Below are 23,299 nucleotides of genomic sequence, written 5' to 3'. Positions count from 1 at the left end.
CCTGGCAATCGAGAGTTCACTTAGAACTATGCGATGACCGGGCTGTAAAGCCTGACGAGGCGCCGATACCCCATACGAAGCTCGAGCTAATTTGATTTTTGGAGAATAGACATGTCCCGAGTCTGCCAAGTTACTGGCAAGCGTCCGGTGACCGGTAACAACCGTTCCCACGCACTGAACGCGACTAAACGCCGTTTCCTGCCGAACCTGCACTCTCACCGTTTCTGGGTTGAGAGCGAGAAGCGTTTTGTCACCCTGCGCGTATCTGCTAAAGGTATGCGTGTAATCGATAAGAAAGGCATCGATACAGTTCTGTCTGAACTGCGTGCCCGTGGCGAAAAGTACTAAGTACTTAAAGAGGAAATAAATCATGGCTAAAGGTATTCGCGAGAAAATCAAGCTGGTTTCTTCTGCTGGTACAGGTCACTTCTACACCACCACGAAGAACAAACGTACTAAGCCGGAAAAACTGGAACTGAAAAAATTCGATCCAGTTGTACGCCAGCACGTACTGTACAAAGAAGCTAAAATCAAATAATTTTAGTCTCCTTGTATCGAAAAACCCCGCAACTGCGGGGTTTTTTGCATTCTGTATCTCAACGGAGGAACCATGCCTGAATTACCTGAGGTAGAAACCAGCCGTCGCGGCATTGAGCCCCATCTGGTCGGCGCGACGATTCTTCACGCGGTTGTCCGTAACGGGCGTCTGCGCTGGCCGGTGTCCGATGAGATCCATGCCCTGAGCGATAAACCCGTCCTTAGCGTGCAGCGCCGCGCGAAATACCTGCTGCTGGAGCTGCCCGACGGCTGGATCATTATCCACCTGGGGATGTCCGGGAGCCTGCGCGTTCTTACCGAAGAACTGCCTGCGGAAAAGCACGACCACGTCGATCTGGTGATGAGCAACGGCAAAGTGCTGCGTTACACCGATCCACGGCGCTTTGGCGCGTGGCTGTGGACGAAGGAGCTGGAAGGGCATAACGTGCTGGCGCATCTGGGCCCGGAGCCGCTCTCAGACGCGTTTAACGCGGAATACCTCAAGGCGAAGTGCGCGAAGAAGAAAAGCCCGATTAAGCCCTGGTTGATGGATAACAAGCTGGTGGTCGGCGTGGGGAATATCTACGCCAGCGAATCGCTGTTTGCCGCCGGGATCCACCCCGATCGGCTGGCCTCGTCGCTGTCGGCGCAGGAGTGCGAGCTGCTGGTCCGGGTGATTAAAGCCGTATTGCTGCGCTCAATTGAGCAGGGGGGGACAACGCTGAAGGACTTCCTGCAAAGTGACGGCAAGCCGGGCTATTTTGCCCAGGAGCTGCAGGTGTATGGCCGTAAGGGCGAACCGTGCAGAGTCTGCGGCACACCCATTATTGCCACGAAACACGCCCAGCGCGCCACGTTCTACTGCCGTCAGTGCCAGAAATAGGGCTACTTGAGCTTTTCCATCAACGCCTGGTGGACGTTAACCGGCAGGAAATGGGTTACGTCCCCGTGATGGCGCGCCACCTCTTTCACCAGCGTGGACGAGATAAACGACCACTCTTTGGAGGGCATCAGGAATACGCTCTCCAGTTCCGGCATCAGGTGGCGGTTCATGTGCGCCAGCTGCATCTCATATTCGAAGTCTGCCACCGCGCGTAAACCGCGGATCAGAATGTTCGCCTGCTGGGCGCGGGCGAAGTTAGCCATCAGGTCGCTAAACCCGACCACCTCAACATTCGGCAGGTGCGAAATGGCATCGGTGGCGAGCTGCACGCGCTCGTGGAGGTCAAACATCGGCTTTTTGCTGGGGCTGGCGGCAATGGCCAGGATCACCTTGTCAAACATGCACGCCGCACGGGTGATGATATCAAGATGACCGTTGGTGATCGGATCGAAGGTACCCGGATAAATCGCTTTTGTGCTCATGGCTCACGTTTTCTCTGAGTAGCCGCGGCAGAGCGCCCACAGCTCGGTGTATTTGTTGAAAGTATACTGGGCATTGACTACCGCAAGTAACCAGCCCTGCTTACCGTCCAGCACGCCACCACGCAGCAGCAGCGTTTTCAGGAACGCGCCCAGCGTGTGGGTGAATATTCCGGTCAGCGAGGCCTTCTTGCCGCGCTGGTGACGCTCCTGCGCCCATGCGGTGGCATAGTTGAGCTGTTTGCGCTGGAAGCTTGCGAAATCGCGGCAGGTCAGGTGCAGCAAATCGCCCGTCAGGGGGATGATCTGGGCGTTGTCGCAGGCCAGGGATTCATGCACCAGATTGTCGTTGTACTGATACCGCTCGCGCTCGTAGAGGCGCGTCACGCGGTCAGGATACCAGCCGCTGTGGCGCATAAAACGGCCAAGGAAGTAGTTGCGGCGGGCAATGCTGTATACAGCACCAGGTTGAGGTGAGGAAAGCACCGCCTGAATGGCCTGCTGAAGCTCCGGCGTGATGCGCTCGTCAGTATCGAGCATCAGGACATAATCTCCGGTGGCAAACCCCTGCGCGCGCTGGCGCTGGAGGCCATAGCCTTGCCAGTCAGTATCGATAAAGACTTTTGCGCCCGCTGCCCGGGCAACGTCCACCGTATTGTCCGTACTTCCGGAATCAAGAATGACTATCTCGTCAGCCCAGGCTACCGACGCCAGGCAGTCCGGAAGCAGGTCGGCGGCGTTTTTGGCGATCATCACGACCGACAGACGCGTTGACATCAGTGGCTCCGCTGGGGCAGGTAAGGTTGCAGAAGTTGCAGCAGACGGGTCAGGGCACCCTGGTTCTGGTGCAGCACTTCGACCGCATGTCGCCCGTACCACAGGCGATAATCTTCGTCAGTCAGAAGGGTTGAAACCTCTTTGACTAGCGAATCCGCATCGGTCACGGTAATTAAACCATCGGCCTGCTGTAATTTCGCGCAGATATCTTTGAAGTTAAACGTATGTGGCCCCATCAGCACCGGAATCGCGTGGGCTGCCGGCTCGAGCGGGTTATGGCCGCCGCGCTCCACCAGGCTGCCGCCGACAAACGCGAGGTCAGCAATCCCGTACAGCAGCATCAGTTCGCCCATCGTATCGCCAATCACCACCTGGGTGCTGCCAGACGGGATCTCCCCGCTGCTGCGCAGCGTGAAGCTGAAACCGGCTTTCTGAACCATTTCACGGGCATCTTTAAAACGTTCCGGATGGCGGGGCACGAGGATCAGCAGTAAATCAGGGAAGCTTTCCAGCAGCTTGCGGTGCGCCTGCAGGATGATCTCTTCTTCACCGTCATGGGTACTGGTCGCAATCCAGACCTGACGACGCGGGGCCCACTGGCGGCGAAGCGTGATGGCGCGGGCGGCGAGTTCAGGGGTAACCGAAATATCAAATTTCAGGCTACCCGTCACCGCAAGCTGGTTGCGTTTGAGGCCCAGAGAGATAAAGCGTGCCGCATCTTCTTCATTCTGCGCGGCAATCAGGGTGATTTTGCTCAGCAGGCGGCGCATAAATTTACCCAGCTTGCCGTAACCTTTCGCCGAGCGCTCTGACAGGCGCGCGTTGGCAATCACCAGCGGAATTTTACGGGCATGCAGGGCGGAAATCATGTTTGGCCACAGTTCGGTTTCCATCACAATCACCAGCTTCGGGCGAACGGTATTCAGGAAACGATTCATGGCGCAGGGGAGATCGTAAGGGAGATAGACGTGATGAACGTCTTTGCCGAAAGCGGATAACGCGCGCTCCGAGCCGGTTGGCGTCATCGTCGTGACGGTGATCGGCAGCGACGGGTAGCGGTGACGCAGGGCGCGAACCAGCGGGATTGCCGCCAGCGTTTCACCGACAGAAACGGAATGCAGCAAAATACCGTCCGGCGCGACTTTATTGCGGCAGAAGCCATAGCGTTCAGCCCAGCGTTTACGATACGCAGGCGCTTTCCGGCTACGAAGCAACAGTCTCAGCCACACCAGTGGCTGAATAATGTAGAGCAGGGCGGTATACAACAATTCCAAGCGATTATCCGTTTTTTTAGTTTCGGCGGGCAAATTCTAAGCATTTAAGCCAGGTAAAGCTATCTCTTATGCCAGATACCGTTTCAGACGGAAATAACGTCGTCCCAGGCGCCAGTGCTGGCGCAGCCCACGGGCGTTTTTCCAGATTAGCGACCAGATCCCGCGGTCAAACAGCTCGCGGATGATTTCACGCTTTTTGCTCTGATCGCCGATGTTGTTAATGGCGTGAAGAATGCCCAGACCCTCTTTGGCAATCTGCCACTGGCAGGCCGGCACATGGCGCACCGCATCCGGGTAACGCTGGTTGATTGCATCCAGCATTTCGAGGATTTTCATGTAGTGGCGGGCGTTGCGCATTCGCGTGTCGTCCGTTCCCGGCGTGTGCGACACCGAGGCCGAGTGGATCAGGTAATCGTAAAAGGTTTCGTCGGTGTACTGCACGCGTTTGGCGGTCAGCAGCACTTCAGTGGTCCAGGGGATATCCTGGTGGCGCAGACCGTGTTCAAAGGTGAAGCCCTGCTCCTTGATGAAAGCATGGCGGTAGATATTCAGCCAGGTCACGTGCAGGAACTTTCGCGATGAAAGCGCGCGCTGAAGCCAGGTTGGGCCGTCCAGCACGTCGGTGGACTGCAGCTTGTCGGACGGGAAGATCTTTTTCGACGGGCGTCCGTCGTCGTAGATATAGGTACCGTTGCAGGTCGCGACATCAAGATCGTTCTTTTTGGCCATCTCAAGCAGACGCGGGTACATGCCTGGATAAATCACGTCGTCGATGTCCGGGAAGGCGACGTATTCGCCCGTTGCCACCGCCAGGCCGGTATTACGCGCGGCCGACACGCCCTGATTGGCCTGATCGATAACTTTGTAGAAGGGGAATTCGCTGGCGTACTGCGCAATGATGGTGGAGGAGCTGTCGCTTGACCCGTCGTTCACAACGACCAGTTCCAGACTGTCCAAATGTTGAGCTTTAATGCTGTCGAAAAATGCATTGAGGAATTTTTCACCGTTATAAACGGCGACCACGAGGCTCAATAAAGGTTTGTCGGACATGCTTTCTCCGTTGTGTTCAGGGCAGGCCACCCAATATGGTGGTACCATTCGCGCTGTATTATATCTGGTGGATACTAAAAACATATGCCTGGAGGGACAAAGATCGTTTCAGGTGGAAAATTAGCGTCATGCGGGCGAGATTTTTAACAGGAAATATATGCATATTGTTCACACTGAAGCAGACGGCGGCAAAGGCGGGCAGCCTCTGCGCATTATCAACGAATCGCTTGGGATGATTCAGCGTGGCCATCAGGTGACTCTCCTTTGTCCGGAAACTGCGCCGCTCCACACGCTGGCACGCAATGCCGGTCTGACGGTAGTCACGATGCCGTTGAAGCGTAAGAACCTTAAAAACTTGCAGGTGCTGCGTCGCTGGATGAAGGATAACCGTCACTCGATTGACGTCATCAACAGCCATAACTCTGCCGATACCTGGCTGGTGGCGCTGGCGAATCTGACGCTGTCCAACCCTGTACCACTGGTGAGAACCCGTCATGCGTCCGGCGTACCGCGCAACAACTGGACGACCCGCTGGCTCTTCCGCACGGCCTGCGCGCATATCGTGACCACCGGCGAGGCGCTGCGCCATCAGGTGGCAAATATTGGCGTGCCGATGTCTCAGAGTACGTCGGTGCCAAGCGGTGTCGATACGCAGCGTTTCCATCCGGGAGATAAGCACCAGGCCCGGGTTCATTGTGGTTTGTCGCAGGACGATTTCTGGCTGGGCGTGGTATCGCATTTGCGCCCGAACAAAGGCCATAGCGTACTGCTGCGCGCCCTGGCGAAAATTGACAATCCACACATCAAGCTGGCGATTGTCGGCGAAGGTCCGCACAAAGCGACGCTGGAACAGGAAATCACCGCCCTGGGGTTACAGCAGCGCGTGGTCATGGCGGGACATCAATCCGATCCGGAACGCTGGTTCCCGGCCTTTGATATTGCGCTCAGCCCTTCGCACGATATGGAAGGTGTGCCGCAGGGCGTGCTGCAATCGTTAGCCACCCGTATTGCCACCATTGCGACGGATGCGGGTGGAACGGGAGATGCGGTGATTAACGGGCAGACGGGAGTGCTGGTCGCCCAGCGCGACGAAAACGCGCTGCACGATGCCATAATGAAACTCTATGACGACTCAGCCCTTCGTGAGACGCTCGCGCAACAGGGATATGACTACCTGAGCACGCACTTTACCCGCGAATGTATGCTGGACGCGATGGAGAAAGTCTTCTCCGATGCCGCTCAGCGCAGCAAATCGCGATAAAGCGCCTGTAGCTCTTTCGCCATTCTGTCCAGGGTGAAGGGCTCGGCGGTTGCACGCGCAGCGGCGGAGTAATCGACACCCTGTTCACGGCCTTTCAGCCACAGCGAGATGGCCTGCTGGTAGCCTTCGCTGTCCAGCGCATCGCGCACCCAGCCGTTTTGACCCTCGGTTATCCACTCCGCCGCGCCGCAGCCGTGGCTGGTAAGCAGCGGCAAACCACAGGCCAGCGCTTCCACGCAGACGTTCGGGAAGGGATCGTAGAGCGTCGGCAGGATAAGGGCATTCGCCGTGCCATAGACTTCACGCACGTTGGCAACGGGGCCCAGGAACTTCACTCGTGAGGAAATCCCCAGCGCCTGCGCCAGCTTTTCGAACTTCCGCGCATGTTTATCGCGGCCGGCAATCAGCAGCCAGACGTCAGGATGCGCCACAATGGCGCGCAGCGCGGTGGCGACGCCTTTACGGCTGAAGCCTGACCCAACATACGCCAGCACCGGTGCGTCAGGAGGAATACCCAGGGCATCACGCTGCGAAAGGGCGCGGACCTCAGGGCTAAACTGAACGGTGTCCACGCCGTTGTAGATCACCGTCAGCTTGTCGTCCGGCAGCCCGAAGCGACGCACGATATCATCGCGCACCATCTTCGAATTACAGATCACCTTGCGCAGCTGCGGATGGGTAAACATCTGCGCCTCGGCCTGCAGAATGTAGCGGTGATAGCGGCTCAGAGATTGCGCCCAGCGCGCCAGCGGCGACAGAATGCGACCATATTGCTCAAGCCAGGTGGCGTGAACACCGTCGCCCGCCCGGAAGATGGTGGCTCCCGGTATGCGTTCGTGGCTTTGCACAATATCAAATTGCGCAAAATGCGCGGCGGCTTCGAGGGCAAAACCGGATTCACGCGCGATGCGATTGCGAAACGGCGGATTGACCGTCAGCGTTTTCCAGCCTGCGGCATCCTCCCACTGGCGGGCAATCAGCGTGACATCAAGGGAGGTATCCTGCGCCAGCACGTTTAGCGCACGTGAGACAAAACGCTCTGCGCCACCGTTGGGGTTGTAGGTCTGTCGGACAATAGCCAGCTTCATGCAGGTGTTTCCGTTTCCAGAAGCATCGTATCAATGGCGCTCAGCACCTGCTGCGGGGTGATGGCCGTGATGCAGTCAGAGACACCGCTGTCTCCGCAGCCCGCTTTGCCGCAAGGCTGGCAGGTAAACCCGGCAACGATTACGCGATAGTTCACCCCCCACGGCGCCCATTTGATGGCGCCGGTAGGGCCAAAGATGGCGACGGTTGGCGTACCGACGGCGCTCGCAAGATGCATTGGCATGGAATCCACGCCGAAGTACACCCGGGCGTGCTTCATGAGCGCGCCCAGCTCTTTCAGGTTCAGCTGACCGCTTAAATCAAAGACCGGCTGGGTGAGGGCTGCGCGCAGCGCATCCATATAGGCCTTCTCTTCTTTTGACGGTGCGGCGGAGAGGACGATCGGCAGGCCGCGCGCCGCCAGGTTATCAATGGTCGCTGCCAGCTTTTTGATATCCCAGGCCTTAAACATCCAGCGCGAGGTCGGGTGAACCAGAATGTAGGATTTACTCGTGAGCCCAAACCCGGCCAGTTTTTCGACCACAGAGGCTTCTGCCGCGTCACCGGGCACAAAAAGCGTATGTTTGTCTTCATCGGACTGCGGATGAATGCCGATCCGGCGCAGGGCATCCAGATTAACCTCCACCATATGACGGCTGTTGTCCTGAATCGCCGGATAGAGCGTGGTGAACGATTTCACCCAACGGCGACGCGCCAGGCCACCGCGCTTATCCGGCTTAAAGCCGACGGAGACGCGCGGTTTCAGGCGACGCGCCAGACGCGCGCCGTGCCAGTGTTCGGTCAGGTTAATCAGCACGTCATACTGACGGCCTTTCAGGGTGTTCAGCAGGGCGCGGTAGAGACGGAATTGTTCAAACCAGCCCTTCTTGCGCCAGTTGCGCCCAATAGTGTGCACCTGGTCGATATGCGGGTGGCTGGTCAGCATCGCCTGGGTATCGTCATAAACCAGCGCATCGACTTCCACGTTCGGCCAGTTCTTTTTCAGCACGGTAAAAACCGGCGAGGTAAGCAAAACGTCACCGTGGTGACGAAGCTTAATAATCAGCACGCGCTTTGGCGGGCGCTCCGCTGAGAAAAAATCAGACATAGGCTCTCTCTGCTGCCAGCAAAGGCTCTAATTGCGCAAATACCGCAGCGGCGCTGAGATCGCTCAGCTGCGATGAGTGTTCCGGGCGGCAGATATATTGATTTTTTCCATAGCCGCCGATCAGGCCCGGGTCCGTTGGGCCGTAAAGCGTAATATTAGGACGGTCCAGCGCCGCCGTCAGGTGGCTGAGTCCCGTATCCACGGAGACAACAGCCGTAGCGCCTGCCAGCGCCTGAGCGACGCCATCCAGCTTCATGCGCGGCAGAACGTCCACATAATCAAACCCTGCCGCCAGGCGTTTGGCGCGCGCTTCTTCATGGGGAGCGCCCCACGGGAGTTTGATACGTAACCCCGCACTCCCCAGCAGGCCGATCAGTTCGCGCCAGTGCGCTTCCGGCCAGTGCTTGTCGTCGCGGGTCGTTGCATGAAGGAAAATCAGGTAGGGTGCGTCTGTTTGTTGCGAACCGTGCAAAAAATGCTGCGAAATGGCGTAATCGCCCTGCGTTTCCGGCTTTGCATAGCCAAGACTCTTTGCAAACAGCTCTCGGGTACGTTCCACCGCGTGCTGCTGCTTCGCGATGTGGTGGCGGTGATTATAGAACAGGCTCGCCAGCGGTTCGCGGGCGCTGTGCCAGTCCATGCCGTGCTTTACGCCGCGCGCCAGTCGCGTCACCAGCGCGGCGCTTTTGACTAGCCCCTGTGCGTCGATGATGGCATCATAACGCTGCGCCTGTACCGCCTCGCGGAAGGTTTTGCGTTCGGCTTTAATCGGGGCAGAGAACCACGCTTTCCGCCAGCGGCGAATCGCCACCGGGATCACGCGGTCGACCGCTTCATGCCAGGTGGGGATCTGCGCGAAGCCCTCTTCCACCACCCAGTCAAAACGAATGCCGGGGATGGCCTGCATGGCGTCCGTCAGTGACGGCAGCGTGTGCAGAACATCGCCCATCGACGAGGTTTTAACGATCAGTACCCGCATTCGTTATCCTTCTTCGCTCAACAGCAGTTCGTTAAGCTCTTCAAGAACGCGCTGCGGGGTAATGTCGATCAGGCTCTGATGATAACCTTCAGCGGCATCGCCTTTGCGCACCTTGTGGTAGCCGGTGATCAGGCGAATAACGCGCGCTTTATGGGAAAGCGGAGGCGTAAAGTCCGGGCTGCTTGGCCCATACAGCGCCACCAGCGGACGGTTGAGCGCAGCGGCGACGTGCATCAGGCCTGAATCGTTGGTAACCACAGCGTGGCAGGCAGCAATCAGGATAACCGCCTGCTCAAGCTGCGTTTCTCCCGCCAGGTTGCGGCACCAGGCCTGCTGTTCATTACTGAGCGTCGCGAGAATTTCGTTGCCCGCCTCGTGGTCTTTTGCCGAACCGAACAGGACAATCTGGTAGCCTTCGTCGATCAGCTGTTTCGCCAGCTCTGCATAGTGGTAGTGCGGCCAGCGTTTTGCCGGGCCGAACTCGGCTCCAGGGCAGAAGCCAATCATCGGACGTTCAGCCGAAAGGCCAAACGCGCTGCAGGTCTGGGATTTTTCACCGTCGTTAACCTGAAGCTGGGGCCAGAGCAGCGGCTGCGGCAGGTCTTTCGCGCTGCGCATCACGCCTTTGTCATAGGCCAGCGCCACGTAGCGCTCCACCATTAATGGCCAGGCCGCTTTATCCAGCACGCGCGCATCGTTCAGCAGGCCGTAGCGCATTTCGCCGCGCCAGCCGGTGCGATGCGGAATGCCCGCAAAGAAGGGCACCAGGGCAGATTTAAAGGAGTTGGGCAGAACATACGCGCGGTCATACCGCTTCTCGCGCAGGCTATGGCCGAGCTTGCGGCGTTCGCCAATTTCCAGCGCCCCGTGGCCGAGCGGCATCGGGATCGCTTCATTCACTTCCGGCATACGCGATAACAGCGGACGGCACCACGCGGGTGCCATCACGTCGATTATCGCCTGGGGATAGCGCGCCTTGAGCGTGCGATAGAGACTTTGCGACATCATCATGTCGCCCACCCATGACGGGCCGATCACCAGAATCTTCATACTTACGCGTCGCGGTTCAGCCAGGCCATATACTCCGTTACGCCTTCGGCAACGGTTTTGAACGGTTTGTCATAACCCGCTGCGCGCAGGTTAGTCAGGTCAGCCTGGGTGAACGCCTGATAGCGGCCTTTCAGCTTGTCCGGGAACGGAATGTACTCGATGCTGCCTTTTTTGTGGTACGCCAGCGTGGCGTCAGCCACCGCCTGGAAGGACTCTGCGCGGCCGGTACCCAGGTTGAAGATGCCGGACACGCCGTTTTCCCAGAACCACAGGTTTACGGCCGCCACGTCGCCCACGTAAACGAAGTCGCGCTTAAAGCCGTCGCTGCCTTCGAAGAGTTTTGGACTTTCACCGTTATTCAGCTGGGTGTTCAGGTGGAACGCCACGCTCGCCATGCTGCCTTTGTGGCCTTCGCGCGGTCCGTAGACGTTGAAGTAGCGGAAGCCGACGATCTGCGAGTTCGCTTCTGGCAGTACCTGACGCACGTACTCGTCGAACAGGAATTTGGAGTAGCCGTAGACGTTCAGCGGCTGCTCATATTCGCGGGACTCGATGAAGTCCGAGGTGCGCCCGCCGTAAGTGGCGGCAGAAGAGGCATACAGGAACGGAATTTCACGCTCCAGGCAGTAATGCAGGATCTCTTTGGAGTACTGATAGTTGTTGTCCATCATGTACTTGCCGTCCCACTCGGTGGTGGAAGAACACGCACCTTCGTGGAAGATGGCTTCGATCTCGCCGAACTCTTCGCCTGCCATAATCTGGATAAGGAAGTCTTCTTTATCCATGTAGTCAGCGATGTTCAGATCCACCAGGTTAACGAACTTGGTGCCGTCTTTCAGGTTGTCAACCACCAGGATGTCGGTGATGCCTTTGTCATTGAGAGCCTTAACAATATTGCTGCCGATAAAGCCTGCGCCGCCGGTAACGATGATCATAACTGTAACCTTTGAAGTGTGGAGCCCGGGGACAATCCCGGACGCTAATGTTTCTATCATATCATTAGTATGGCTGCCCTTCAGCCATTCACCGACATAGCGCAAGGGTACACGTGATTTATGCTGCAAAAACGACAAGAGATGACGTGTCATCTCGTCATGAACTATAGGTTTGGGTAATATGTCCCGAAATTTGCCGAGTCTGGAGAATTGCAATGCGTGGTGATTTTTACAAACAGTTAAACAGCGACCTCGAGACCGCACGTGCGGAAGGGTTGTTCAAGGAAGAGCGTATTATCACGTCTGCACAGCAGGCGGACATCACCGTTGCCGACGGCAGCCATGTGATCAACTTTTGTGCGAACAACTACTTAGGTCTTGCGAATCACCCTGAGCTGATTGCCGCGGCAAAAAACGGCATGGATACCCACGGTTTCGGCATGGCCTCCGTACGCTTTATCTGCGGTACCCAGGACAGCCACAAGCAGCTTGAGCAAAAGCTGGCGAACTTCCTCGGAATGGAAGACGCGATTCTCTACTCCTCCTGCTTCGACGCCAACGGCGGCCTGTTCGAGACCCTGCTCGGCGCAGAAGATGCGATTATCTCCGACGCCCTGAACCACGCCTCCATCATCGACGGCGTGCGCTTGTGTAAAGCGAAGCGTTTTCGCTACGCCAACAACGACATGGTTGAGCTGGAAGCGCGCCTGAAAGAGGCCCGTGAAGCGGGCGCTCGCCATGTGCTGATCGCCACCGACGGCGTATTCTCCATGGACGGCGTGATCGCCAACCTGAAGGGCGTGTGTGACCTGGCGGATAAATACGACGCGCTGGTGATGGTAGATGACTCTCACGCGGTCGGTTTTGTCGGCGAAAATGGTCGCGGCTCCCACGAATACTGCGACGTAATGGGCCGCGTGGACATCATCACCGGCACGCTGGGCAAAGCGCTCGGCGGCGCATCCGGCGGCTATACCGCTGCGCGTAAAGAGGTGGTGGAGTGGCTGCGCCAGCGCTCGCGTCCGTATCTGTTCTCCAACTCCCTGGCACCGGCGATTGTTGCCGCCTCCATCAAAGTGCTGGAGATGGTGGAGTCCGGCGCTGAACTGCGCGACCGCCTGTGGTCCAACGCGCGTCTGTTCCGTGAAAAAATGAGCGCAGCAGGGTTCACCCTGGCCGGTGCTGACCACGCGATCATTCCGGTGATGCTGGGTGATGCGGTCGTGGCGCAGAACTTTGCCCGCGAACTGCAGAAAGAAGGGATTTACGTCACCGGGTTCTTCTTCCCGGTGGTGCCAAAAGGTCAGGCGCGTATCCGCACCCAGATGTCTGCGGCGCATACGCCTGAACAAATTGAACGTGCGGTGGAAGCCTTTACCCGCATCGGTAAACAGCTGGGCGTCATTGCCTGAGGACGTGTGATGAAAGCGTTATCCAAACTGAAAGCGGAAGAAGGGATTTGGATGACCGACGTGCCGGAACCGGAAGTCGGTCATAACGATCTGCTGATCAAAATTCGTAAAACGGCTATCTGCGGTACTGACGTTCACATCTACAACTGGGACCAGTGGTCGCAGAAAACCATTCCTGTACCGATGGTTGTCGGTCACGAATATGTCGGTGAAGTGGTGGGTATCGGCCAGGAAGTGAAAGGCTTCAAAATCGGCGACCGCGTCTCCGGTGAAGGTCACATTACCTGCGGCCACTGCCGTAACTGCCGCGGTGGGCGTACGCACCTGTGCCGCAATACCATCGGCGTGGGCGTGAACCGTCCGGGCTGCTTTGCGGAATATCTGGTGATCCCGGCCTTTAACGCCTTCAAAATCCCGGACAATATTTCTGACGATCTGGCCTCCATTTTCGATCCGTTCGGTAACGCCGTGCACACGGCGCTCTCCTTCGATCTGGTCGGCGAAGACGTGCTGGTCTCCGGCGCGGGCCCCATCGGCATTATGGCGGCAGCCGTGGCGAAGCATGTAGGTGCGCGCAACGTCGTGATCACCGACGTAAACGAATACCGCCTGTCGCTGGCGCGCAAAATGGGCGTCACCCGCGCGGTGGATGTCTCGAAAGAGAGCCTGACCGACGTGATGGAAGAGCTGGGCATGACCGAGGGCTTTGACGTGGGTCTGGAGATGTCCGGCGCCCCACCGGCGTTCCGCACCATGCTCGACACCATGAACCACGGTGGCCGTATCGCGATGCTGGGTATCCCGCCGTCGGATATGTCCATCGACTGGAACAAAGTGATCTTCAAGGGGCTGTTCATCAAGGGTATCTATGGTCGTGAGATGTTTGAGACCTGGTACAAGATGGCGGCGTTGATTCAGTCCGGCCTGGATCTGTCCCCGATTATCACTCACCGTTTCTCCATCGATGAGTTCCAGCAGGGCTTCGACGCGATGCGTTCCGGCCAGTCAGGGAAAGTGATTCTGAGCTGGGATTAAATCTGCCTGCTGGCACCACTTTTTCGGGTGCCAGCGCTCTTTCTTAGCGGTTTGACTTTCCAGAGGTTACTTGTTAACTTTTGGCGAAATTTTCTCCATTCCGTCTTCTCCACACGTTCATTCAAGTAGTTAAAATGATTGCGTCAGGAAAGATTCTGCCAGGCTAATTAGGTCATTATGTCCACACTATTTCCACAGAAGTTGGTTGAGACACCTTCGCGATTTACCGCTTTCTTAACTTTCTTTATTTCCCTGCTAATAGTCATTGGCGTTAATATTATACATGCTAAATATAATGCGGTAATTAACCGTATGCTGGTTTTCGCACTGATATTGCTGTCGTTAAAATGTATAAACAATAAAATATTCAGAAATGTACTTGCGATTATTTTATTAATTCCAGTCGCGGCAGACATCACTTTACAGTTATATGCCTGGAGTAATTTCAATTCTGCGTTTAGCTATGGGTTTGCGCTAAGCGTACTTAATACGACACCGGGTGAAGCAAGTTCGATGCTCGGTTTGTATTGGCGCGATTGCCTGATTTTTATCGCCCTCTCGGCGTTTTTCATTTTTACCGCCAATACCGGGATATGGCCTGTCGCGCCGCGTTTTCGTCGCTGGCCCGCCATTGCGCTTGCCGTCACGCTGCTGAGTTTTTATGGTCAGGCCTTGCAGCATCAACTCAGGAAAAGCAGCGTAGAAAGCCTGGCGCAGCGCGTGGTTCAGGCAACACCTGTCAGCACGTCTAAAGTCTTTATGCAGGCCATCGAAGATAATGCCGTGGTGGCCAATATCGGTAATAACATTCCTGATTATAAAATCACGCTATCCGATACTGGCATCGAAAACTATGTATTGATTATTGGTGAGTCTGAGCGCACGGCAAATATGGGTATCTATGGTTATCCTCGAGATACGACACCGGAGCTGGAGAAGCAAAAATCGCAGCTATTATTGTTCCGTAATGCTGTAACGCCTGCTCCGGTCACGATTATGGCGGTTCCGCTGGCGTTGACCGCCGATACTGTGAATGCACGAGATCCTCGTAAGTATGGCGATAACGTCATCAATATCGCTAACAAAGCGGGATATGATACGTACTGGTTTAGTCGTCAGGGTAAAGGAGGGGCGCATAATAACGTCATTACCGGAATTGCCCTGAACACGAAACAGCATGAGTGGATTGACGGGGGCTACGACGAAGACCTTCTGCCGCTGTTGCGGAATGCGTTAAAAACGCCGGGCAAGAAACTGATTGTTCTGCATTTGTATGGAAGTCACGAACCGTCCTGTCGACGCTTCCCTGCCAGCCAGGCGGTGCTGCAGGGTGATAATGAAGCTGATGATTGTTATGACAATTCGGTGCGATACACGGATATGTTGATGGGTAAGGTCTTTAGCTTGCTCGAAGACTCGCGCTCATCAGTTATGTATTTTTCCGATCATGGCCTGGTCCGAGATCCGAAGCGTGCGGTTGCGTATTCGCACGGAAATGTTAATCCTCCACGAGAGGCTCTGCATATCCCTGTGTTTATCTGGTACGGACATCAGGTGGATTCCGATAAGCAGTATACCGGAGATTATAAAACTGTCTGGTCTGCTGATGATATTAATACGCTGGCTGAGCTATGGCTTGGGATCCATCGTCAGGGAGAACCTGCCCTGTCTGTACAATCATGGCTTGCCGGTTATAATAAAAACGTAACCGTGCTGGATACGACCGGGAAGTCCTTTGACTGGCGTAATATTCGTTAACACAGGTGTGATAAACTTGTTTTTTCAGTGTGCTAGCCTGTTTTTCCTTTATAGTAAATGGAATAATGATGATTAATGTAGAACGAGATAAGGTCCAGTTTGTATTGCTGCAGCTACTCTTCGGAATGTGTGCTTTAGCTTTTGGTTGCGTCGTTGTTTCACCTAATTTATCCGCCAAAATTTTGGGCCTGGCGGGTGTAACAGCATTCGTTATTTTCTTATTGGATATTAAAAATTCCAGAAAGAACGATGCATTCTGGCTTTGTCTGGTCCTGCTGGCTATTGGAATTTGCGATTTGGCCTGGTACCGAATGTATAAGGTTGATAGTGAGGCGATCAACTCTTATCGCGCCTATCTTGAAGTCGGGAAAATCTGCCTTTTCGGGGCATTCTCCATCTTCATGCTTGTGAGCAGAGAGCAATTCAAAATCGGCAGTAATAAAATCCATATGTTGCTGGTCATCACGCTGCAGGTGATGATTATTGTCTATGCAGGATATCAAAATATTTTTCTTGGAAACCAAAGAGTTACGCTTTCCCTTGCCGGTGGGGCGGATGCGACAGGGGCCGCTTATACCATTGCATTTATTTCCTTCTACACGATTCTGGTTCTTCAGCACAGTTTAAGTAGATGGAAAGAGTTGTTTGTACTCGGGCATTTTTTTATCACTTTCCTGGTACTGGTGGCGACAGAAACTCGAGCAGCCATTCTGACCTATCCGATTATTTTCTTCGCATTGCTGGTGGTGAAGTTCTACAAGGAAAAGCATATCCCATGGAAGGGAGTTGCGGTTTTCCTGATCGCGTTGCTGGCTGGTGCATTTATGATGAAAGACAGCCTGATAAAGCGTTATAACGACTTTAACAATGACATTGTTTCCTATGATAAAGCGAACAGTGCCACTTCTGTTGGGGCTCGTTTTGCTATGTGGAAAACGGGATTAGCTGCGTCTAAAAATAATTATTTATGGCAGTCGACAGATGAGCGAAACGCAAAGATAATTTCCGAGGTTAATAAAGACCCAAGCTTGTCAGGCGCGCTGGATCACATCCGCGGTCATCTTCATAATGAAATCGTCGAAACGCTTTCAGTGAAAGGACCTTCAGGCGTTCTTCTTTATATTCTGTTTGTGATATCGCTTGGCTGGTATGCATTACGTAAACGTAAAAGTATTATACTTTTCGCGTTCCTGGTTTCGATTGTTATGTTCGGCGTAGGTGGTGTGATGTTCTATTCTAAAACAACTCCTGTTGCGTGGATGTTGACGCTGATAATGTCGATTGTTTTCCTGGAACAAAACAAACATCGTACTGTCATTAAGTAACCGTTTTGATTCTCCCTCGGGAAAAAGGTATTCTTCCGAGGGAGAAATACCTTTTACCAGACGAGTACCCCATGAACGAACTGATTTCAGTCATCATCACCACCTACAACAGAGAGGCGTTGCTGGAACGCGCAATTCGTTCAGTTATTGCTCAGACATATCCCGCAGTAGAATTGGTTATTGTTGATGACTGCTCCAATGAGAAAACCCCTCAACTTATCGAGCGTATGCGCGCTGAGTGTGAGGCGCGCTTTGTACATTTCATCTACGAGCGTAACGAAAAGAACAGCGGTTCTAACTTCAGCCGTAACCGGGGCTATGCGCTTTCGCACGGCGTGTTTGTAACGGGGCTTGATGACGACGATTATTTCCTGCCAGAGCGTTTGACGAAGCTCGCTGAGCGGTATGATGATAAGTATGCTTTCGTGACGGACACGCCCGCCAGGTTGGACAAAACCCACCGTACCTATCCGGAAACTGATGACAAACGAATCATTGAGCTGCAGGATATTCTGTGTGAAAACGTGGTTGGCAATCAGGTATTGACCACAAAAGAAAAACTGTTAGGCGTAGGCGGATTTTCCCCTGAAATTAAACAGCAGCAAGATCGCGATGTGTGGATTAAATTAATTCTGAAGTATGGTCCAGGAATCAAATACAGTTTCAGTACTGCGATGGTGGATGCTGAACACGGGAGCGATCGTATTACGTCGCAGGTTAAAAAATACAATGCGTATCGGAAACTCTATTTTAAATACCGTCGGCACATGTCTGAAGTGACCCGCAGCAATAATTTATTCCAACTTATGTCGTTTCGTGGCTTTACATCATCGCGCATGAATTGCTTATTACGCGGGCGTAAAAAAGACGCTAAATTAAAAATGAAACTGTTTCGCCGTACGCTAAAAGAGCTATTCTGAATTTAATTAGGTGAAATGATGAATCTGAATGCAACGAATAAGCTCATCAAGAAAACCCGGCGCTGGCACAAAAAAACGGGTTTTTCTCTTTTTCAGCGTGCTGCTTGCCATTTTGAGCGGAAGAAAAAAGAAGCGATTTTTAGCATTATTGATGATCTCAAGGTTCAACCTGACGATTCGCACACATCGGAACCGATGCAATCAAACATTATCTGGATCTGCTGGTTCCAGGGGCTGGATAACGCGCCTGAGTTAGTTAAACGCTGTGTCGACTCTGTTTATAAACACTCAAATGGATATGAGATTATAATTATTACTGAAGATAATTTTTCGGATTATATTACACTACCTGGTGTGATTATTGAGAAATATAATTCTGAATTGATCGGTAAAGCTCACTTCTCTGATTTATTACGTTGCTGTTTATTGTATGAATATGGCGGTGTATGGCTTGACTCTACCATATTTATGGCTCAGGATTTACCTTCCTACCTTGCCAATTACTCATTTTGTTCTTTGCGTTTCACTCCAGCAGATTGCTCTGGGAGTATTAGCAACGGTTTCTGGACAACTTATTTTTTGGTTTCCGAGAAAAATGGCTATTTAATCGGTAATGTAATGAATGTGCTTTTAGAATACTGGCAAAAGCATGATAAAATCATAGACTATTTTTTAATGGATTATATCTTTTCTTATTATTTTGAAAACGATAGCCACTCAAGAGAAATTATTTTATCTCAACCTGTGCTCGGTGAAAATCGTTTTTTACTAAAAAATAGTATGAATGAGCATTTCTCACTGGAAATACAAAAACAATTTATGGAAGACCCTATAGGCATATATAAATTGTCTTATAAAGGGTCTTACCGTACTTCAAACAACGGCCAGCCGACAATATATAGCCTGATCCTTGATGGCACTTTCGAACTAAAGTGAGAAAAAAGCCACCATGACGGTGGCTTATTATCGTCAGGCTTTCTTACCCCATCCCTGCCACTGCTGCTGGACGTATTTCACCAGCGTACTGTTACTGATGCTGTCTCCGATGACGGAGAAGAAGCGGGTCGCGTAGACCGGTTCTAGCGGCTGCTTCGGTACGCAGCGCTTCACGCCGCGGAACGGATTACGCGGCGCCGTCGGGGTGGGCTGCGCAGAATTCGGCGTAGAGGTATCCGCCTGCGGCTCGTTCAGCAGGTCGCTCGGGCGCACCAGCGTGATATCGGAAGGTAAGGTCGGCAGCATTTGCTGCAGGACGCGGACGGTAGACGGGTGGGGGTGACCGATGGCAATGGCCGAACCATTGCGGCGGGCCAGCTGTACCGCGCGATTAAACTGCACGCGAATATCGGCTTCGTTCTGGGTATCATCCAGGAACACCTTGCGCTTAATCACCTTTACGCCCGTTCCCTGAGCGGCGCGCATCGCCTGGCTGTTGCCGATGGTCATGCTGTCGAGGAAGTAGAGGTTATAGCGCTCCAGCGCCTGCATCACTTTGAGCATCCCGTACAGGCTCGACGTCATCGCGCTGCCCATATGGTTGTTCAGCCCTACGGCATACGGCACCTTGTTGTAGGCGTCGCGGATGATGCGCTCGATCTCCTCGCTGCTCATATCCGGGCGCAGGGTATCTTTTTCCAGCGGCTGCTTGCTGAGCGGGGCCATAGGCAGGTGGATGAGAACCTGATGCCCGCTGCTGTGGGCTTTGGTCGCCATCTCACGCGCGTGGGGGGCATTCGGCAGGACGGCAACGGAGATGGCCGACGGCATCGCCAGCACCTGGTTTTCATAATGTGGGCGATAACCGAAGTCATCAATCACGATAGCGAGCTTACCGGCGTATACCGGTGCAGCCAGCGCCAGCGCGCCGACGACGGAGAAAACGATTCGACGAAATTGAAGCAAAACTTATCTTCCCAACCACGGCTGTGGATTGACCGCCTGACCCTGACGACGAATTTCGAAATAGAGTGACGGGCGGCCCTGACCGCCACTGCTGCCCACAAGGGCGATGGGTTGGCCAGCGCGCACCTGCGTGCCGACGCTGACCAGCGCGCTCTGGTTGTAGCCGTAAAGACTCATGTCGCCTTTACCGTGCTCGACCACTACCACAAGCCCGTAACCCTGCAGCCAGTCGGCCAGAATCACGCGGCCATCGGCGATGGCTTTCACTTCGCTACCTTCAGACGCACCGATAACGATCCCTTTCCAACGTAGCTCACCCTGCAGCTGTTCGCCATAGCGATGCAGAATTGAACCGCGAACGGGCCAGAAAGCCTGACCGCGAGGAGAGCCGAGGCCGCCGGTACGCGACATCAGGGAACGTTCGCTTTCGCTTGGCTTGTAGGTGGTCCCTTTGCGGGAGGCTTCCTGCTGCTTGTCGCGAACGGCCTGCGCCTCGCGAGCCTCTTTTTCGGCGCGCGCTTTCGCCGCGGCTTCCGCACGGGCGATGCTGTTGCGCAGTTTCGATTCGTTGGCGCGCATTTCGCTCAGCTGGCTCTGCCCTTCCTGAATCGAGGACTCGAGACCGGCCAGGGTTTTCTTACGCTCGTTGCGTGCCTGCTCAAGCTTTGCCTGCTGGGCCTGCTGATCGTAGAGCAGCGTCTGCTGCTGGCTCTGCTTCTCTTCCAGCTCGGCTTTTTGCGTGGAAACCTCTTCGCGCGTCTGCTTCAGCTGCGCGATCGTCTCCTGACGCGCCTGGTTCAGATAGCCAAAGTAGGCCTGCAGGCGCTGGCCGCGCTGGCTCTCTTCGCCGCTGAGGATGAGCTGGAGCCCGGTATGTTCACCCTGGCGGAATGCGGCATCAAGCTGTGCGGCAAGGTTGCGCTCCTGCGCATCGCGCTGGCGCTCCAGTTTGGCAATCGACGCGTTCATCTCGTCGATCTGCTTATTCAGCTGGGCAAGGGTGTTTTGCGTTTCACGGAGTTTACGCGTGGCAGCGGAGATGGCCTCTTCCTGCTGCTTAAGCTGGGCGAGCAGGGCGGCGCGCTGTTGCTGCTGTTGGCGTACCGCACGCTCTTTGGCGGCGATATCGGCCTGAATGGATTTCAACTGGTCGCGGTCATCCGCGTGGGCGGATGCGGCGCACAGCAATACGCCAGCGCTGAGTGCGCTGGCGTAAAACAGAGGTCTGACTGATAACCTAAGCGGCTTCACGACCCATGTGATTGAAAAAATCGCCTTTCCCCTCATGGGGAGCGATTATTCCACGATGAACAGCGGCTTACCAGTCATCTCTTCAGGGATCGGCATACCCATCAGCGACAACATGGTTGGCGCGATGTCAGAAAGCTTGCCGCCTTCTACGGCTTTCACTGATTTATCACCCACATAAATCAGCGGAACCGGCAGGTTGGTGTGGGCGGTGTGCGCCTGTCCGGTCGCTGGGTCGCGCATCTGTTCAGCGTTACCGTGATCCGCGGTGATCAGCAGCTGGCCGCCAACGGATTCAACCGCTTTCGCCACCTGCTCAACGCAGTGGTCCAGCGCTTCAACCGCTTTCACTGCCGCTTCCATCACCCCGGTATGACCGACCATGTCGCCGTTCGGGTAGTTACAGATGATGGTGTCGTATTTGCCGCTCTCGATGGCCGCAACCAATTTTTCAGTCAATTCTGCAGAGCTCATTTCTGGCTGCAGATCGTAGGTGGCGACTTTCGGGGAGTTGATCAGAATACGTTCTTCGCCTTTGAACGGCTCTTCAACGCCACCGTTAAAGAAGAAGGTCACGTGCGCGTATTTTTCCGTTTCGGAAATACGCAGCTGCGTTTTGTCGTTCTTCGCCATCCACTCACCGAAGGTGTTTGCCAGCGAGGCGGGTGGGTACGCACACGGCGCTTTGATGTCTGCGGCGTATTCGGTCAGTTGGATGAAGTCGATGTTTACCACTTTCTTACGGGCAAAACCGTCGAAGTCGCTGTTGACGAACGCGCGGGTAATTTCGCGCGCGCGGTCAGCGCGGAAGTTCATGAAGATCAGCGCGTCGCCGTCTTCCATGGCGGCATCGGCCTGGCCTTCAGCGCGAATCACGGACGCTTTTACGAATTCGTCGTTTTCATCGCGTGCATAAGCCGCTTCCAGCGCTTCAACGGCGGTCGCGAACTGGAATTCCCCTTTTGCCAGGGTCAGCAGGTCATAGGCCTGTTCAACGCGATCCCAGCGGTTGTCGCGGTCCATGGCGTAGTAACGACCAATGATGGAGGCCACGCGGCCTTTACCCAGCGCGGCGAATTTGTCTTCGAAGGCTTTCAGGGAGCCTTCCGCACTGCGTGGTGGCGTGTCGCGACCGTCCAGGAAGGCGTGCAGATAGATTTTTTCCGCACCGCGCTCAGCGGCCAGTTCAACCATCGCCATGATGTGATCTTCGTGGCTGTGAACGCCGCCAGCAGAGAGCAGACCCATGATGTGAACGGCCTTGCCAGCAGCAACGGCTTTATCAACCGCGCCACACAACGTTGGGTTGGAGAAGAAGGTGCGTTCTTTGATTTCAACGTCCAGACGCGTCAGGTCCTGATACACGATACGCCCGGCGCCCAGGTTAACGTGACCGACTTCGGAGTTGCCCATCTGGCGGTCCGGCAGGCCCACTTCCAGGCCAGACGCGTCAATCAGCGTATGCGGACGTTTTGCCCACAGGGCATCCATGACCGGGGTTTTGGCGTTGAAAATAGCGTTATCCTGGCTGTCTTCACGGTAGCCATAGCCATCCAGAATCACCAGTACCATAGGTTTTTTAGAAACCGACATTGCGACAACCTCATGCTCAAGAGTCAAAATTTGCGTAATTTTACTACAGCTGAATCGATCAAATAGCCGCAGAAGATCAAAGAAAGCGCAGGGGCAAGGTACTCGCCAGACCATTTTGAGGCATTTTTTTAGGTGGCATGCCGCAGAAAATGGATTAGGTTAGGGTCGCTGGCTGTATTTGCCAGAACGCACAGGTATACTCCTGTCCTGGTTTTTTTAATCACTAAGTCGGGAGTAGTTACCCTCCATGCAAGAAATTATGCAATTCGTTAGCCGCCATCCGGTTCTGAGCATCGCGTGGATTGGCCTGCTGGCTGCTGTGCTGTTCACCACATTTAAGAGCCTGACGTCTAAGATTAAGGTTATCACCCGTGGTGAAGCGACGCGTCTGATTAACAAAGAAGATGCTGTCGTGGTCGATCTGCGTCAGCGTGACGATTTCCGCAAAGGGCACATTGCAGGTGCGATTAACCTGCTGCCTGCTGAAATCAAAGCGAACAACGTGGGCGAGCTTGAGAAGCATAAAGCCCAGCCGATTATCGTTGTTGACGGTACCGGCATGCAGGCGCAGGAATCCGCCAGCCTGCTACATAAAGCAGGCTTCGAAAACGTATCTGTGCTGAAAGAAGGCATTTCCGGCTGGAGCGGGGAAAATCTTCCTTTGGTACGCGGTAAATAAGGAGTTCA

At 54.6% G+C, this 23,299-nt stretch carries 23 protein-coding genes; 11 read left to right on the top strand and 12 right to left on the bottom strand.

The window, feature by feature from the left end:
• The first annotated feature begins 111 nt into the window (after positions 1-111).
• From rpmB to mutM, 3 genes are all read left to right on the top strand, one after another.
• A complete protein-coding gene (rpmB, locus tag FHC48_RS12055; RefSeq protein WP_002436699.1) occupies positions 112-348 on the top strand; it encodes a 50S ribosomal protein L28 in 237 nt (78 codons plus the stop codon).
• A 22-nt stretch (positions 349-370) separates the two neighbouring features.
• Positions 371-538: a 50S ribosomal protein L33 gene (gene rpmG, locus FHC48_RS12050; RefSeq protein ID WP_003024094.1), complete on the top strand. Its 168-nt coding sequence runs from the start codon at positions 371-373 to the stop codon at positions 536-538.
• A 72-nt stretch (positions 539-610) separates the two neighbouring features.
• Positions 611-1,420 (top strand): bifunctional DNA-formamidopyrimidine glycosylase/DNA-(apurinic or apyrimidinic site) lyase, encoded by an 810-nt coding sequence (gene mutM / locus FHC48_RS12045; protein ID WP_008502694.1) that lies wholly within the window; start codon positions 611-613, stop codon positions 1,418-1,420.
• Positions 1,421-1,422: 2 nt separating this feature from the next.
• Here the strand turns inward: mutM and coaD are convergent, their stop codons facing one another.
• From coaD to FHC48_RS12025, 4 genes are all read right to left on the bottom strand, one after another.
• Entirely contained in the window at positions 1,423-1,902 is a 480-nt protein-coding gene (gene coaD / locus FHC48_RS12040) for a pantetheine-phosphate adenylyltransferase (RefSeq protein WP_008502695.1), read from the bottom strand.
• A gap of 3 nt (positions 1,903-1,905) precedes the next feature.
• The gene (locus FHC48_RS12035) at positions 1,906-2,676 is read right to left on the bottom strand and encodes a glycosyltransferase family 2 protein (protein WP_023345197.1); all 771 of its coding nucleotides are present in this window, start codon (positions 2,674-2,676) and stop codon (positions 1,906-1,908) included.
• Entirely contained in the window at positions 2,676-3,950 is a 1,275-nt protein-coding gene (gene waaA / locus FHC48_RS12030) for a lipid IV(A) 3-deoxy-D-manno-octulosonic acid transferase (RefSeq protein WP_059364353.1), read from the bottom strand. The genes FHC48_RS12035 and waaA overlap by 1 nt, the downstream gene beginning before the upstream one ends.
• A gap of 66 nt (positions 3,951-4,016) precedes the next feature.
• Positions 4,017-5,000, bottom strand: coding sequence for a glycosyltransferase (locus FHC48_RS12025; RefSeq protein WP_025910598.1), 984 nt, complete (start codon positions 4,998-5,000; stop codon positions 4,017-4,019).
• A gap of 157 nt (positions 5,001-5,157) precedes the next feature.
• Between FHC48_RS12025 and FHC48_RS12020 the strand changes: the two genes are divergently transcribed.
• Entirely contained in the window at positions 5,158-6,261 is a 1,104-nt protein-coding gene (locus tag FHC48_RS12020) for a glycosyltransferase family 4 protein (RefSeq protein ID WP_023326435.1), read from the top strand.
• On the opposite strand, the gene FHC48_RS12015 is transcribed toward FHC48_RS12020, so the two are convergent.
• The 5 genes from FHC48_RS12015 to rfaD are packed head-to-tail and all read right to left on the bottom strand — an operon-like array spanning position 6,240 to position 11,419.
• A complete protein-coding gene (locus FHC48_RS12015) occupies positions 6,240-7,349 on the bottom strand; it encodes a glycosyltransferase family 4 protein (protein WP_059364351.1) in 1,110 nt (369 codons plus the stop codon). The genes FHC48_RS12020 and FHC48_RS12015 overlap by 22 nt on opposite strands.
• Positions 7,346-8,455, bottom strand: a complete 1,110-nt coding sequence (gene rfaQ, locus FHC48_RS12010; protein WP_059364348.1) for a putative lipopolysaccharide heptosyltransferase III — start codon at positions 8,453-8,455, stop codon at positions 7,346-7,348. Before rfaQ ends, FHC48_RS12015 begins: the two co-directional genes overlap by 4 nt.
• Positions 8,448-9,434, bottom strand: coding sequence for a lipopolysaccharide heptosyltransferase RfaC (rfaC, locus tag FHC48_RS12005; protein ID WP_059364347.1), 987 nt, complete (start codon positions 9,432-9,434; stop codon positions 8,448-8,450). Before rfaC ends, rfaQ begins: the two co-directional genes overlap by 8 nt.
• A gap of 3 nt (positions 9,435-9,437) precedes the next feature.
• Entirely contained in the window at positions 9,438-10,484 is a 1,047-nt protein-coding gene (gene rfaF, locus FHC48_RS12000; protein WP_008502706.1) for an ADP-heptose--LPS heptosyltransferase RfaF, read from the bottom strand.
• Positions 10,485-10,486: 2 nt separating this feature from the next.
• Positions 10,487-11,419: an ADP-glyceromanno-heptose 6-epimerase gene (gene rfaD, locus FHC48_RS11995; RefSeq protein WP_008502707.1), complete on the bottom strand. Its 933-nt coding sequence runs from the start codon at positions 11,417-11,419 to the stop codon at positions 10,487-10,489.
• A 215-nt stretch (positions 11,420-11,634) separates the two neighbouring features.
• Between rfaD and kbl the strand changes: the two genes are divergently transcribed.
• The 6 genes from kbl (at position 11,635) to FHC48_RS11965 (ending at position 18,805) form a co-directional block, all read left to right on the top strand.
• Entirely contained in the window at positions 11,635-12,831 is a 1,197-nt protein-coding gene (gene kbl, locus FHC48_RS11990) for a glycine C-acetyltransferase (RefSeq protein WP_023294809.1), read from the top strand.
• A gap of 9 nt (positions 12,832-12,840) precedes the next feature.
• Positions 12,841-13,866, top strand: coding sequence for an L-threonine 3-dehydrogenase (tdh, locus tag FHC48_RS11985; protein WP_021242426.1), 1,026 nt, complete (start codon positions 12,841-12,843; stop codon positions 13,864-13,866).
• Positions 13,867-14,043: 177 nt separating this feature from the next.
• Positions 14,044-15,624 carry a phosphoethanolamine transferase gene (locus FHC48_RS11980; protein ID WP_045337140.1) on the top strand — a complete coding sequence of 527 codons (1,581 nt, stop codon included), beginning with the start codon at positions 14,044-14,046 and terminating at the stop codon, positions 15,622-15,624.
• A 65-nt stretch (positions 15,625-15,689) separates the two neighbouring features.
• Positions 15,690-16,949 carry an O-antigen ligase family protein gene (locus tag FHC48_RS11975; protein ID WP_310572868.1) on the top strand — a complete coding sequence of 420 codons (1,260 nt, stop codon included), beginning with the start codon at positions 15,690-15,692 and terminating at the stop codon, positions 16,947-16,949.
• Positions 16,950-17,020: 71 nt separating this feature from the next.
• Positions 17,021-17,869, top strand: coding sequence for a glycosyltransferase (locus FHC48_RS11970; RefSeq protein ID WP_045337136.1), 849 nt, complete (start codon positions 17,021-17,023; stop codon positions 17,867-17,869).
• A 15-nt stretch (positions 17,870-17,884) separates the two neighbouring features.
• Positions 17,885-18,805, top strand: coding sequence for a capsular polysaccharide synthesis protein (locus FHC48_RS11965; protein ID WP_227028238.1), 921 nt, complete (start codon positions 17,885-17,887; stop codon positions 18,803-18,805).
• A 33-nt stretch (positions 18,806-18,838) separates the two neighbouring features.
• Here the strand turns inward: FHC48_RS11965 and FHC48_RS11960 are convergent, their stop codons facing one another.
• From FHC48_RS11960 to gpmM, 3 genes are read right to left on the bottom strand one after another with little or no spacing between them, the layout of a single operon-like run.
• Positions 18,839-19,771: a divergent polysaccharide deacetylase family protein gene (locus tag FHC48_RS11960; RefSeq protein ID WP_059364345.1), complete on the bottom strand. Its 933-nt coding sequence runs from the start codon at positions 19,769-19,771 to the stop codon at positions 18,839-18,841.
• A gap of 3 nt (positions 19,772-19,774) precedes the next feature.
• Positions 19,775-21,034: a murein hydrolase activator EnvC gene (gene envC, locus FHC48_RS11955; RefSeq protein ID WP_025910576.1), complete on the bottom strand. Its 1,260-nt coding sequence runs from the start codon at positions 21,032-21,034 to the stop codon at positions 19,775-19,777.
• Between the two features lie 33 nt (positions 21,035-21,067).
• Positions 21,068-22,612 (bottom strand): 2,3-bisphosphoglycerate-independent phosphoglycerate mutase, encoded by a 1,545-nt coding sequence (gene gpmM, locus FHC48_RS11950; RefSeq protein ID WP_023294812.1) that lies wholly within the window; start codon positions 22,610-22,612, stop codon positions 21,068-21,070.
• A 247-nt stretch (positions 22,613-22,859) separates the two neighbouring features.
• Between gpmM and FHC48_RS11945 the strand changes: the two genes are divergently transcribed.
• On the top strand, positions 22,860-23,291 hold the full coding sequence (locus FHC48_RS11945; RefSeq protein ID WP_008502714.1) for a rhodanese-like domain-containing protein: 432 nt from the start codon (positions 22,860-22,862) through the stop codon (positions 23,289-23,291).
• The last annotated feature ends 8 nt before the right edge of the window (positions 23,292-23,299 follow it).

Source organism: Enterobacter sp. EC_50 (assembly GCF_019584525.1).
GTDB classification, from domain to species: Bacteria; Pseudomonadota; Gammaproteobacteria; order Enterobacterales; family Enterobacteriaceae; genus Enterobacter; species Enterobacter roggenkampii.
The sequence above is the reverse complement of the archived record's forward strand: the minus strand, read 5'-3'. Positions and strand labels throughout refer to the sequence as shown.